The organism is Peribacillus sp. AS_2 (assembly GCF_026891895.1).
Lineage (GTDB): Bacteria > Bacillota > Bacilli > Bacillales > DSM-1321 > Peribacillus > Peribacillus frigoritolerans.
In genome coordinates, this window is the sequence record NZ_JAPTGA010000018.1 from 37,622 (window position 1) to 50,710 (window position 13,089).

The 13,089-nt window shown below is 41.9% G+C and carries 11 protein-coding genes; 10 read left to right on the top strand and 1 reads right to left on the bottom strand.

Annotation, left to right across the window (positions count from 1 at the left end; genetic code table 11):
• Positions 1–100 precede the first annotated feature (100 nt).
• The 8 genes from OTG27_RS23335 to OTG27_RS23370 all read left to right on the top strand — a co-directional run bounded on the left by OTG27_RS23335 (position 101) and on the right by OTG27_RS23370 (position 7,943).
• The gene (locus tag OTG27_RS23335; RefSeq protein WP_268938283.1) at positions 101–613 is read left to right on the top strand and encodes a GNAT family N-acetyltransferase; all 513 of its coding nucleotides are present in this window, start codon (positions 101–103) and stop codon (positions 611–613) included.
• 178 nt (positions 614–791) lie between these two features.
• Positions 792–2,177, top strand: coding sequence for a protoporphyrinogen oxidase (locus tag OTG27_RS23340; protein WP_268938284.1), 1,386 nt, complete (start codon positions 792–794; stop codon positions 2,175–2,177).
• A 170-nt stretch (positions 2,178–2,347) separates the two neighbouring features.
• On the top strand, positions 2,348–2,890 hold the full coding sequence (locus tag OTG27_RS23345) for a helix-turn-helix domain-containing protein (RefSeq protein ID WP_034304877.1): 543 nt from the start codon (positions 2,348–2,350) through the stop codon (positions 2,888–2,890).
• A 63-nt stretch (positions 2,891–2,953) separates the two neighbouring features.
• The gene (locus OTG27_RS23350; protein WP_063574518.1) at positions 2,954–4,063 is read left to right on the top strand and encodes an ABC transporter ATP-binding protein; all 1,110 of its coding nucleotides are present in this window, start codon (positions 2,954–2,956) and stop codon (positions 4,061–4,063) included.
• Positions 4,053–4,856 carry an ABC transporter permease gene (locus OTG27_RS23355; RefSeq protein WP_268938285.1) on the top strand — a complete coding sequence of 268 codons (804 nt, stop codon included), beginning with the start codon at positions 4,053–4,055 and terminating at the stop codon, positions 4,854–4,856. Before OTG27_RS23350 ends, OTG27_RS23355 begins: the two co-directional genes overlap by 11 nt.
• A 1-nt stretch (position 4,857) precedes the next feature.
• On the top strand, positions 4,858–5,661 hold the full coding sequence (locus OTG27_RS23360; RefSeq protein WP_034304873.1) for an ABC transporter permease: 804 nt from the start codon (positions 4,858–4,860) through the stop codon (positions 5,659–5,661).
• Positions 5,658–6,731, top strand: a complete 1,074-nt coding sequence (locus tag OTG27_RS23365; protein WP_057276338.1) for an ABC transporter substrate-binding protein — start codon at positions 5,658–5,660, stop codon at positions 6,729–6,731. The genes OTG27_RS23360 and OTG27_RS23365 overlap by 4 nt, the downstream gene beginning before the upstream one ends.
• A 321-nt stretch (positions 6,732–7,052) precedes the next feature.
• Positions 7,053–7,943, top strand: coding sequence for a peptidylprolyl isomerase (locus tag OTG27_RS23370; RefSeq protein ID WP_268938286.1), 891 nt, complete (start codon positions 7,053–7,055; stop codon positions 7,941–7,943).
• A 357-nt stretch (positions 7,944–8,300) separates the two neighbouring features.
• Here OTG27_RS23370 and OTG27_RS23375 read toward each other — a convergent pair whose 3' ends face one another.
• Complete coding sequence (locus OTG27_RS23375) at positions 8,301–8,825, bottom strand: hypothetical protein (protein ID WP_063574515.1); 525 nt, start codon at positions 8,823–8,825, stop codon at positions 8,301–8,303.
• A 169-nt stretch (positions 8,826–8,994) separates the two neighbouring features.
• On the opposite strand from OTG27_RS23375, the gene OTG27_RS23380 reads away from it, so the two are divergent.
• Both OTG27_RS23380 and OTG27_RS23385 read left to right on the top strand, forming a co-directional pair.
• Positions 8,995–9,462, top strand: a complete 468-nt coding sequence (locus tag OTG27_RS23380) for a MarR family winged helix-turn-helix transcriptional regulator (protein ID WP_057276336.1) — start codon at positions 8,995–8,997, stop codon at positions 9,460–9,462.
• A complete protein-coding gene (locus OTG27_RS23385) occupies positions 9,459–12,575 on the top strand; it encodes an MMPL family transporter (protein ID WP_268938287.1) in 3,117 nt (1,038 codons plus the stop codon). Before OTG27_RS23380 ends, OTG27_RS23385 begins: the two co-directional genes overlap by 4 nt.
• Positions 12,576–13,089: the final 514 nt, after the last annotated feature.

The window sequence follows — 13,089 nt, forward strand, 5'->3', positions numbered from 1 at the left end:
CGAATATATCGACAGTGCTCCTTCCGGTTTGTGAAGGGAATATCGGACAGGGCATCGAATCATTATTGTATTCAATAATTGATGAAAGAGAGTGTGCTTAATGGAAAAGGAAATCGAGACCATAACTTTAATGGCTTATATACCGGAACACCTTCACCAGCTTTCCCAGTTTTATTTACCGAATACACAAACTCCTTTTTCAGCTCTGCCGGAAGAGTCACTGAAATATTGCCGGGAAGATTGCGATAGGCACCCTTTCGTAATATTGGCCGATGGTATCCCAGTTGGCTTTTTCGTTTTACACATTGGCGAAAACACCGACCCTTTCACCAGCGATAAAAAAGCGATTTTACTCCGGGGATTCCTTGTTGATCAAAAACATCAGGGAAAAGGGATTGGAAAGAAAGCCTTGCAAATCCTTCCGGAATTCGCAAAAGGGATTTTTCCAAACAAGGATTCGATCATTCTGGCTGTGGACGTGATGAACGTGAACGCAAAAACGCTTTATGCGAAATCGGGGTTTCAGGATACAGGCATTCAGAAGGAAGGCAGAAGCGGGTTGATGGAGATAATGGAATATAGATTGGATATGGGGAACAAGGATATCGAATAAGGGAGGAATAACAAATGAAATTGGCTATTGGACTTTTCCAAAAGGGGAAGTCTTTTTTGTCCAATTTGTTACAGGTTTTGTTATGTAACCGAAGATTTTAGAAGGGCTGCTTTTAATAATGCCGCTGCCTTATGGTACACTTTACTTATTGTAAAATCTTAATCGAGGTGTAGTCCTAATGAAAACAGTCGTAGTCGTAGGTGGAGGCATTACCGGTTTATCAACCATGTATTATTTACAAAAGACAGTTAAAGCGAGGGGTCTCTCCGTACGATTAATATTAATAGAAGGAAATGAGGAACTAGGCGGTAAAATAAGGACTGTGCACGATGGTCCTTTTAAAATTGAAGCGGGTGCCGATTCGATCGTCGCCAGGAAACAGAATATACAGCCATTTCTTAAAGAATTGAACCTGGAGGACCAAGTCGTCTATAATGCGACGGGAAAATCATTCATTCATACAGATGGGATGCTGAAGGGAATCCCCGAAGATGCCCTATTCGGAATACCAATGAGCCTGGAGTCACTGGCCAAAAGTGATCTGGTTTCCGCCCAAGGTAAGGTCGACGCCTTAAAGGATTTCTACACAAAAAATGAGACATTTACGAAGAATGACTCCATCGGGTTATTTCTTGAAAGTTTCTTAGGCACGGAATTGGTGCAAAAGCAGATATCGCCTGTCCTATCAGGTGTTTACTCAGGAAAATTAAATGAATTGACCATTGCCAAAACACTGCCAGAGATGCTGGATTATAAAAATGAATATGGCAGTATAATACGAGGTCTATCGGAAAATAAGCAGAAATATAAAAGCAAGGGAAATAAGAAGTTCCTTTCGTTTAAAAATGGCTTATCAACATTGGTAGAAAGAATAGAGGAAAGCCTCGATATGGTCGAGATATTAAAAGGGGTCAGTGTAGATAAAATCGGAAGAAATGATGAGGCGTACATCATTACATTGGCAAACGGTGAAACGCTTGAAACGGACTTTATCGTATTGAGTACACCGCATACAATTGCCCAGAAATTATTGGGGGATCGGGAGTTGGATGAGGATTTCAACGGCTTGATCAATAGTTCGATGATTAGCGTTTATCTTGGATTCGATATCCCGGACAGCATGCTTCCTAAAGACGGGACAGGTTTCATTGCAGGCGATAATAGTGATTTGATCTGTAATGCATGCACCTGGACAAGCCGGAAATGGGAGCATACTTCTGAAAACAGTCAGCTTTTGGTAAGGCTTTTTTATAAAAGCTCTAGTCCGGACTATGAACGATTACAGTCCCTTACAAAACAGGAATTGATCTCTGTGGCTTTACAAGACATTATGAACAGTCTAAGCATTTCTGGGAATCCAATTACGAGTGAAGTGACGAAATGGCATGAAAATATGCCGAACTACCATATTAAACATCCTCAAATCGTTCAATCACTGGAGGCGAAAATCTCCGAGAATTATCCGAATGTTTTACTTGCGGGCTGTTCATACAATGGAGTCGGAATCCCGGATTGTATTGCTGATGGGGAAAAGAAAGCGGAGGAGATATTTCTGAAGTTGTAAAAGGGGGACTGCCAGGCGGCAGTCCTTTTTTTAATGAATGCCGGAAATTCCGTTTGAAGTTTCCGGCATTTCCTGTATAATGATATTCGTAAAATTAAACTGAAAGTTTACTTATATAAAACTTTATCTACTTTGTGTTTACTATAAGTAAACCGATTGAGGGTTATGGAATGCAAATTGGAAAAAAAATAAAGAACCTTCGCTTGAAAAAAGGATTGACCCAGGAAGAATTGGGCGAAAGAACGGATTTAAGCAAAGGGTATATCTCACAGTTAGAAAGGGATCTTAGTTCCCCTTCAATTGAAACTCTTTTCAATATATTAGAAGTACTCGGCTGCAAGCCGAAACAGTTCTTCGATGATGAGGATCAAGTCCAAAAAGTAGTGTATGAAGAAGAAGCACAAACATTTTTCATCGATGAAGAACGGGGATACCAAATTCAGTGGCTCGTGCCTGAATCGAATGAAAAGGAAATGGAACCTATTCGCCTGACTCTCCAGGAAAAAGGGGAGTTCAAACAATTTGAACCATCCTTGTCGGAAACATTCGGTTATGTATTAAGCGGAAGAGTCATTGTAAAGCTGGGTACACATACGTATTTCGTCAAGGCAGGGGAATCGATTTATTTTCATGCTTCAGATGAACATCAAATCATCAATGATTTTGAAGGTCCGTCCGAGTTATTACTCGTGGTGACGGAATCATACTTATAGAATTCAAAAAAAATGCAATCGTTGAAGATTGATGAGTAAGGGAATGGAGAGAGGGAAGAAGCTATGGCAAATGGGAATATAATACGCTTCGATCAAGTTACGAAGCAATTTGATGATGAAACGGTGGTTCTCGATAATGTTAGTTTTGAAATCGAGAGAGGGAAGTTCTATACGCTATTGGGTCCTTCCGGGTGTGGGAAGACCACGATCCTTCGTTTGATTGCCGGATTTACGGAAGCTTCCAAAGGTGATATTTATTTTGAAGGGAAAAAGATCAATGATGTGCCAGCCAATAAAAGGCAAGTGAATACGGTATTTCAAGATTATGCACTGTTTCCGCATTTAAATGTGTTTGAAAATGTAGCTTTTGGTCTTCGGATCAAAAAAATGAAGAATTCGGAAGTGGAAATCAAGGTGAAGGAAGCCCTCAGCTTTGTTAATTTGGAAGGGTATGAAAAACGGGAGATTAGGGAAATGTCCGGCGGTCAGCGGCAACGGGTAGCGATTGCGAGGGCTATTGTTAATGAACCTGAAGTCATTCTCCTGGATGAACCGCTATCTGCCCTCGATTTGAAATTGCGTACAGAAATGCAATATGAATTGCGGGAGCTGCAACAGAGGCTGGGAATCACGTTTATCTTCGTCACTCATGACCAAGAGGAAGCATTAGCGATGTCAGATGAGATTTTTGTCCTTAACAAAGGGAAAATCCAGCAAAGCGGGACCCCTACTGATATTTATGATGAACCGCTGAATCGATTCGTTGCCGATTTCATCGGTGAGTCCAATATTGTAAAAGGAAAAATGATTGAAGATTACCTCGTGGAATTCGTCGGCAGACAGTTCGAATGTGTTGACCAAGGATTGAACAGTAATGAAGCTGTCGATATTGTCATCCGCCCGGAAGATTTAGAGATTACTTCCGTCGATCGCGGAAAACTGCGAGTTCGGGTGGACTCCCAGCTATTTCGCGGTGTTCATTATGAAATCAGCTGTTATGACCATGATGGAAATGAATGGCTTGTCCAATCAACGAAAAAAGTGGCAGTCGGAGATGAAATAGGTCTTTATTTCGAACCGGAATCGATCCATGTCATGCGATTGGGTGAAACTGAAGAAGAATTCGATAAGCGTCTGGAAGCGTATCATGATGGGGAAAGTCATGAAGAATAAAATATCCCGTAATATTTACTTCATACCCTATGTCTTATGGATTGCTTTATTCGTGATCGCACCCATTTTGTTAATCCTTTACTATTCCTTCTTTGACATTGAAGGCAATTTATCATTGGTTAACTATCAAAAGTTCTTTACGCCAGTATATTTAAAAATGACATTGAGCTCATTTTGGTATGCATTCCTGATTACGGGAATATCCCTTTTAGTCGCTTACCCGACAGCCTATTTGTTAACGAAAACCAAGCATAAGCAGTTGTGGCTTTTGCTGATTATCGTGCCTTCCTGGATCAATTTACTTTTGAAAGCTTATGCCTTCATTGGAATTTTTGGCACGTATGGTGTGGCGAATGGATTTCTGGAGGCGGTAGGAATCGGAAAGCAGCAGATTCTCTTTACGGATTTCAGCTTCATATTCGTTTCGGTTTATATTTTCATCCCGTTTATGATTTTACCGATATTCAATGCGCTTGATGAAATGAATCCAACCCTTTTGGATGCGGCCAATGATTTGGGAGCGTCCCGATGGATGACATTCCGCCGTGTCATTTTTCCATTGACGTTAGATGGGGTAAAGACGGGATGCCAAGTAGTCTTCATCCCGGCACTTTCATTGTTCATGCTTACAAGATTGATTGCCGGTAACCGAGTCATTACGCTTGGTACGGCTATCGAGCAGCATTTCCTTGTAACACAGGATTGGGGAATGGGTTCCACGATCGCGGTATTTTTGATTATTATAATGTTCCTGATTATGTTTGTAACGGGTAACCGAAAGCAGGGTGTGTAAATTGGGCAATAAATTATCACCAATATCAAAAGCGTTTCTCGTTTTGATTTTTCTCATTCTCTATGCACCGATTTTCTTTTTAGTCTTTTACTCTTTTAACAGCGGTGGAACGATGTATGACTTTAAAGGGTTCACGATGGAGTGGTACAAGGAGCTGTTCCAAGATACGAGGCTGTTGATCATTGTATTGAATACACTTGTGATAGCTTTATTATCTGCACTGATCGCAACGATCATCGGAGTGATAGGGGCAATTGGAATTCGCTCCTTTACGAGCAGTAAAGCTAAGAATACGGTATTGTCATTGAATAATGTATTGATTGTCAGTCCCGATGTTATCATCGGTGCTTCCTTCCTGATTTTATTCACAATGGCCGGGATCAAGCTTGGATTCTACTCGGTACTGTTGTCACATATCGCCTTCAGTATCCCAATCGTTGTGCTGCTGGTCCTTCCGAAACTTCAGGAAATGAGCCCTACTTTAATTGATGCCGCCCGGGATTTAGGGGCCAGCCGGTGGGATGTATTGACGAAAGTCATCCTTCCATACATCTTGCCAGGTATCTTTGCTGGTTTTTTTATGGCATTGACTTATTCACTTGATGATTTTGCGGTAACGTTCTTTGTGACCGGTAATGGTTTCTCCACTCTTTCCGTGGAAATCTATTCATTGGCCCGCCGTGGAATTTCATTGAATATCAATGCACTATCGACATTGCTGTTCGTCGTGACACTGCTATTGGTTGTCGTCTATTACTTTATAACTCAACGTGTTAGGCAAACGGGAATGGGGGGGAAACGATGAAAAGGCTTCTGCAAATGTTTTTGCTCATTTCCCTCGTATCCGCTTTGCTGCTATATGCGATTTCAAGATTGAATTCAGCGCAGGGATTTACGAGTAGCAATACGCTTACCATCTATAATTGGGGCGATTACATCGATACGGATCTAATCGAACGTTTTGAAGAAGAAACAGGTATAAAGGTCATTTATGAGACGTTCGATTCGAATGAGGCCATGATGACTAAAATTGAACAGGGCGGTACCACTTATGATATTGCCATTCCGTCTGAGTATATGATCGATAAGATGAGGCAAGAAGACTTACTGGTTCCCTTGGATCATTCCAAGCTTCCGAATTTGAAAAATATCGATGAGCGATTCATCGATCTGCCATTCGATCCGGAGAATAAATATTCCGTCCCGTACTTCTGGGGAACGGTTGGAATTGTTTACAACTCCAAGATGCTCGGTGGCAAAGAAATAACGGCCTGGGCGGATTTATGGGATAAAGATTTAAAAAATGAAATCCTTTTGACGGATGGCGCTAGAGAAGTGATGGGCATGGGTCTGAACTCTTTGAATTATTCATTGAATGATACAGATGAAGAACACCTTCAAGAGGCAAAAACCAAACTTGATGCCCTCACCCCGAATATTAAAGCGATAGTGGGAGATGAAAGCCGCATGCTATTGGAAGCCCAGGAGGCGGCGATTGGCCTTGTTTGGTCGGGAGTTGCTTCTGAAATCATGGCTGAAAATGAAGATCTCGAATACGTTGTTCCAAAAGAGGGGTCCAATTTATGGTTTGATAATATGGTCATCCCGAAAACAACGAAAAATGTCGATGCGGCCCACCAGTTCATCAACTTCATGCTGGACCCGAAAGTTGCAGCTCAAAATGCTGAATATGTAAGTTACTCGACACCTAATAAAGAAGCACTTAAATATATGCCTGAAGAAGTGGTTAAGGATGAACGTTTCTATCCATCACCTGAACTGACGAAGAAACTGGAAGTGTACGAAAACCTTGGGAAGAAAAACTTGGCCCGTTACAATGAACTCTTCCTTGAATTCAAGATGCATCGTAAATAACAAAATAAATAAAGCATGGTGTAGGCATTCCCTCCGTACACCATGCTTTTTCGTTTGCTCGAAACTTACGAGTGAAAGCCGAATTACACTCTGTTACCTATATATCAAGAGTTGATATAACGGTATAATACCGTTTTTGGTTATAATCATCCAAAATTTAATGTAAATCCATAACAGAATGAAACGCTCTAAAATATCTGCAGAGATATAAGTATGTTAGTATAATGATAGAGTTCATACATATGGAAGGTTAAGTTAAAGTCTTAAGGATTAATTAATATTTACAAGCTATCATAATAGAAAACTTAAGGGAGACTATTCATGAAACTATTAAAAAGCACGAAGGCATATATATGGGCAGGGAGCATTTTAATCATTGCCGGGATCATGGCATTTGCGATGATTTCGTCCATGGATAAGACAATTGCGAGTATCGATGGCAAGAAAATCAATGAGGATGAGCTGTATGACGCGCTTGTTGCAGGGTACGGAGCAGATACTTTAGACCTGCTAATTACGAATAAATTGGTGGAATTGGAAGCGGAAAAAGCAGGAATCAAAATTAAGGATGAAGAAATCCAGAAAGAAATCGATGTTATGGTTGAGTCCTATGGTGATGAAAAGTCGTTAAAAGAACAATTGGAAGCAAGCGGTTCCTCAATGGATGCTTTAAAAAAGGACATCGTGGTTTACCTGCAAACGAAAAAATTGGTCGAACCGAGAATTACCGTAACGGACGATGAAATCAGTACGTATTTTGAAGATAATAAAGATACATTTGCTCAAGCGGAACAAGTGGAAGCTAGTCATATTTTAGTCGAAGACGAAAAAACGGCTAAAAAGGTTGCGAAAGAACTTGCGGCAGGCGGTGATTTCGCTAAGTTGGCATCTGAATATTCCACTGATACTGAAACGGCGGATAACGGTGGGAGTCTGGGGTATTTTGGAAAAGGTGATATGGTGGAAGAGTTTGAAGATGTTGCCTTTGATCTTGATATAAATAAAGTCAGTGATCCAGTCAAAACCGAATATGGGTACCATATCATAAAAGTAACCGGTAAGAAGGAAGCAAAAAAAGCTAATTTAGAAGACAGTAAAGAAGTAATTAAAGAAACGCTTCTTTCTGAAAGATTACAAGAGGAATATCCAGTTTGGTTAGCCGAAGTGAAAAAAGACCATGATATAACGAATAAATTGGAGGACTCTAACTAAGGTATCAAGTGAAGGATATTCCGAAACAAAGAAGCTGAGGCAAAATGCCTCAGCTTTTATTATGGCTTGTACGATTTGGATGTTGATTTCCGCTTCAGGCACTCGCTTTCTCCGCGGGCGGTCGTGGAGCCTCCTCGGCTTGCGCCTGCGGGGTCTCCCCTAGACGCGCTTTTCTAAGCAGGAGTCTCGTACCTTTCACTCCAATCAACTCTGTTTTTAAATTTAGATAAAACCATCCTTATTTAGTTGAAGGTGTTGTTTTGGTTGCTCGGGAACTTCATTTGATGAAACGCACATTTTCCGGGCCATTTTCTCTACAAAAAAAGCTGAGGCATTATGCCTCAGCTTTTTTATATATTAGAAGTTGGATGAGATAGATTTTTGATTGGATAATCCTGATTTTTTAACGATTTCATCACTCTCTTTTTCACCTTTATCATTATTGGATTTCAATGATTGTGCTGGCGTTTCTTTCAGCTGTTTACCGGCAACGACCACTTTTGAACTGATGTCTTTTAATTCACTTGTTGCGTCCTTCGCTGTACCAAGGGCATCAGTGGAGATATCCTTTACTTCGGATACTTTACCCACCACGTCTTCATTGACGGTTTCATATAGTGTTTCAACGTCATTGATTGCCTCTTTAATCGTCTCCGTTGCCCCTTTGACTCCTGATACCATCTGTTCCTTCATTTCGCCGGGATTTTCCTTGACCTGTTCAATCATATTCATGGAGTTGTCTTTTAAAAGGACGGCAGATCGCTTTACTTTATTTCTCGTGTTGGAGTCGAGCAAGGTCAATGCACCGCCGACAAGCCCCCCGATTAGAATCCCTTTTAAAAGTTTGCTATTCGTTTGAGTTTCGATAGTTGTTTGAGTCATTTATATTTCCTCCTTTAGAATGGTAGATTGTTTGCTTATTTTGGGTTTTCCCTTATTTACCATAAGTTAAACTGGAAATAATAAACTATCATGGGATTGACATGATAAATAAAACAATAGTACTCTACATATAGTTAAATGACTGAACTACTTTTTGAGAGGTGCAACGATGACGAATGAAAAAGTTTCTGGATTGATTGATCGATATATGAAGGTTTCTTTCTATGTCAATAAGATGGGGGAGCTTTTAATAAAAGATCAGATTTGTGATGTGCTGACGAACGAACAATACTATACTTTACGGTTCATTCAACAACAGCGGTTGTGTACATCGACGGAAATCAGTGATGCCTTTTATATTAATAAGAGTGCCGTCACGTCCAACATCAACAGGCTGGAAGGCAAAGGATTGATAGAACGGGAACAGGACCAGGTTGACCGAAGGGTCTTCCATTTGAAGCTTTCCAAAGAGGGGGAAGCGTTGTTACAGGAAACGGAAAATAAGATTCATAAATTGGTAGAGAGCATCATGACGAAATTCGATTATGAAGAGATTGTTAAATTCCTTGATACATATGAGAAGCTTTCACAAATTTTCATTCAAATGAAGAATGAGGAATGGGAGGAGTATAAATGAGGGGGATCATAAAGGGAAGATGGCTGGTCATTATCGTATGGGTTGCCATTACGGCAGGTTTATTGTTTGCGGCACCGAATATGGCGGAGCTTGTCCGGAATAAGGGCCAGCTGGATGTACCGGCAGAGTATTCCTCTGGGATGGCCAATGAGCTAATGAAAGAGATCCAGGATAAGGATGAGTCACAAGTGGCTCTCGTATTTCATGGTGATAAGAAGCTTTCTTCCCCGGAATTGAAAGAGATCGAGGTAGCGATCCAAAACCTTGAAAAGAATAAAGCGGAGCTTGGCATCAAAGAGGTCATGACCCATTTTAAAGAGCCCTCGCTAAAAGGTCAGTTGGTCTCGGAGAACGAAACAACGGTTTTGACATCCATCACGATGGTTAAGGGGGACCGAGAAGCTAAGGAAGTGATCGATGCCCTTTATAAAGAGCTGGAGCAAGTGGATGTCGAGCATTATTACACAAGCAGCTGGATGATCGATGAAGATCTTAATGCCAATTCCCAAGAAGGGCTGAAGAAAACTGAAGGCATCACGGTTGTCTTCATTCTGGCTGTATTGCTGATAGTCTTCCGTTCAGTGGTGGCACCGGTCATTCCGTTGGTAACGGTAGGTTTCACTTATTTATGCTCCCAATCCATCGTCTCATTCCTGGTGGATAAATGGGACTTTCCGATTTCGTCTTACACCCAAATATTCCTGGTAGGTATTTTATTTGGAATAGGGACTGATTATTGCATCCTGCTGCTTAGTCGTTTCAAGGAAGAGCTAACGTCACAGGAGTCCTTGCCTGAAGCGATCGTTGAGACGTACCGAACTGCCGGTAAGACTGTCTTCTTCAGCGGGCTGACCGTAATGATTGGCTTTGCGGCAATTGGTTTTTCTACTTTTAAGCTCTATCAATCTGCGGCGGCCGTTGCCATAGGGGTCTTCATTTTAATGATCGCCCTTTATACGATCGTTCCATTTTTCATGGCGGTTCTTGGCAAAAAGCTATTCTGGCCAGCAAAAGGGAAACTTGAGCATAGTGAAAGTAAACTATGGGGAGTTCTCGGTAACTTCTCCTTGAACCGCCCATTATTGGCGCTTATGATCGTCGCAATCGTCTGTGTTCCCTTTTTGTTTATGTATGATGGGAAGATTTCATATAACTCCCTTGAAGAAGCGGGTGATGATGTTCCTTCCATCATGGCATTTAATATCATTTCCGATGAATTCGGACCGGGACAATCGATGCCAACACAGATTGTCATAAAGAATGACGAACGCATGGATTCGGAAGAGTACGTCGCACTTGCTGAAAAAATCAGCCAGGAAGTAGTCAAGGTGGATGTAGTCGATGTAGTTCGATCCATGACCCGCCCGACAGGTGAACCGATTAAGGATTTATTTGTAGCGAACCAGGCCGAAACCTTGGAAAAGGGAATCGGGGAAGGAAATGAAGGCATTAAACAAATCAGCGATGGATTGAAAACGGCAGGCAGTGAGCTTTCCGATTCAGGACCGCGATTGAAGCAAGCGACGGACGGAATAGGGGGACTCATATCCGGGACCAATGAATTAAAGAGCGGCGTAGGTCAGGTGGAGAAGGCGTTAACAAGCATTGAAGCAGGCATTCGTGATGGGTCCTCAGGAACCGGGGACATAAAAAACGGATTGAATGAGGTCAAGGCTAACTTGGATAAGCTCGCCACCGGAAGCGGACAGCTTCTCGAAGGCTATAAACAATCAGCTAATGGGTTAAGTGAGCTCACAGGTCAATATAAAGAAATTCAAACTAACCTTACGGGTGTATCACAAAGCCTTGCCGGTTTAAATCCTTCTTTTGAGCAAATGGAAGCCACTCATCCAGAATTACAGGCTGATCAGTCCTATCAAACGATCAAGCAAACAGTGCAAGGGGCACAGAGGGGCTTGGAGCCCATGGCAGCAGGCCTTTCAGAGCTCAATAGGAATCTTGGTTCAGTGTCCGGCGGTTTGAATACGGCGAATGAAAATATGGAAGAAATCGTAAAGGGTCAAAATTCTCTTGGGGAGGGCCTGAACCAATTGATTTCAGGCGTTGACAATTTACAAAAGGGTCTAAGCACCATGGCTAATGGTCAGGGGGAAGTCATAAATAATCTGTCAGGATTTAAAGGAGGCCTTACTAGCTTAAGTAATGGGCAGCAAGAACTCCTAAATGGTTTTTCAAGCCTGGGCGGGCAGCTTACTGATTTGACTGATGGCTTAAATGAAAGTGCGGATGGTCTGAATGAAGTCCATGAAGGACTATCGTCCGCACAGGGTTATTTATCGAGGCTGGCAAAAACGGATAAAACGGTAACAGGCATGTACATTCCCAAAGAAGTAGTGGAAAGTGAAGAATTCGGGGAAGCATTAAACGCGTATTTATCTGAAGATGGTAAAACCATGACCATGGATGTGGTATTCAAGGCGAATCCTTATTCCAATGATGCAATCGAGCAAATTGATTCGATTGAGGCAACCGTTGAAAGAGTAACGAAAGATACAAAGCTTGAAAACGCACAGGTGGCGATAGGGGGAATCACAAGTACACATCATGACTTGGGCATGATGTCTGGGGAGGATTTCTCAAGGACGGTCGTTTTGATGCTGTCGGGTATTGCAATCATTCTCTTTTTCATGCTGCGATCCTTGATCATGCCTGTCTATTTGATAGTGTCGCTCGTTTTGACTTATTATACAGCGGCAGCCATTACAGAGTTGATTTTTGTTAATATTCTCGGTTATGCCGGCATTGGCTGGGCAGTTCCTTTCTTTGCCTTCGTCATCTTGATTGCTCTTGGCATTGACTATAGCATTTTCTTGATGGATCGCTTCAACGAGTGGAAAGATAAGCCGGTCAAGGAAGCGATGTTGCTGTCCATGAGAAAAATGGGAACGGTGATCATCTCGGCGGCTGTCATTCTGGGCGGAACCTTTGCTGCCATGATGCCAGCAGGAGTTTTATCGCTCTTGGAGATAGCCACATTAATATTGGTGGGGCTTGCTTTATATGCGTTTGTCATCTTGCCATTGTTTATTCCGGTGATGGTTGCAACGTTTGGAAACGCGAATTGGTGGCCGTTTTTAAAAAATAAGGAATAAAAGGGAATATAAAATAAAGAAGGCCTCCATTCGGATGCCTCCAGACTGTAGACAAAAGGGTTTCGGAATGCTCCAATTCCGAAACCCTTTTTGAATGATTATAAAATGGGAAATGGATTTAAAAGCTCGCCCGGTGGAGGAAGAATGACAATCATAAGTTCCATCATACACATAATCAGGCGTACTGGTTTTGTAAGCTGCATCTTCAACAGCTTCCGGTTTTCCAACTTTCTCAATCGGTGTTACTCTCGTCCACAACACAAATTTGTTATGGTCTGCTGGTGCATGAAACGAATGTGTGGGATCAACAAATACATGCCCTGCACTCATTCGTTAAAATGAAACATTTAGTTAAGAGGGGATGGAAAAGCGTTTGAATAAAAGTTGCAGAAAGACTGTTGACCCATGGAGTTCTGTCTAATTACTAAAACTCTGTTGACTGGAACGGAAGGTGCGAGACTCCTGCGGGAATACGAGTGCAGGGGAGACACCGCAGGCAGGCGCAAACGCCGAG

Excerpts from the sequence above, each read along its gene's own strand:
- OTG27_RS23340 (WP_268938284.1), top strand. The coding sequence starts at position 792 with ATGAAAACAGTCGTAGTCGTAGGTGGAGGCATTACCGGTTTATCAACC.
- OTG27_RS23345 (WP_034304877.1), top strand. The coding sequence starts at position 2,348 with ATGCAAATTGGAAAAAAAATAAAGAACCTTCGCTTGAAAAAAGGATTG.
- OTG27_RS23385 (WP_268938287.1), top strand. The coding sequence starts at position 9,459 with ATGAGGGGGATCATAAAGGGAAGATGGCTGGTCATTATCGTATGGGTT.
- OTG27_RS23370 (WP_268938286.1), top strand. The coding sequence starts at position 7,053 with ATGAAACTATTAAAAAGCACGAAGGCATATATATGGGCAGGGAGCATT.
- OTG27_RS23350 (WP_063574518.1), top strand. The coding sequence starts at position 2,954 with ATGGCAAATGGGAATATAATACGCTTCGATCAAGTTACGAAGCAATTT.
- OTG27_RS23335 (WP_268938283.1), top strand. The coding sequence starts at position 101 with ATGGAAAAGGAAATCGAGACCATAACTTTAATGGCTTATATACCGGAA.
- OTG27_RS23365 (WP_057276338.1), top strand. The coding sequence starts at position 5,658 with ATGAAAAGGCTTCTGCAAATGTTTTTGCTCATTTCCCTCGTATCCGCT.
- OTG27_RS23355 (WP_268938285.1), top strand. The coding sequence starts at position 4,053 with ATGAAGAATAAAATATCCCGTAATATTTACTTCATACCCTATGTCTTA.
- OTG27_RS23380 (WP_057276336.1), top strand. The coding sequence starts at position 8,995 with ATGACGAATGAAAAAGTTTCTGGATTGATTGATCGATATATGAAGGTT.
- OTG27_RS23375 (WP_063574515.1), bottom strand. The coding sequence starts at position 8,825 with ATGACTCAAACAACTATCGAAACTCAAACGAATAGCAAACTTTTAAAA.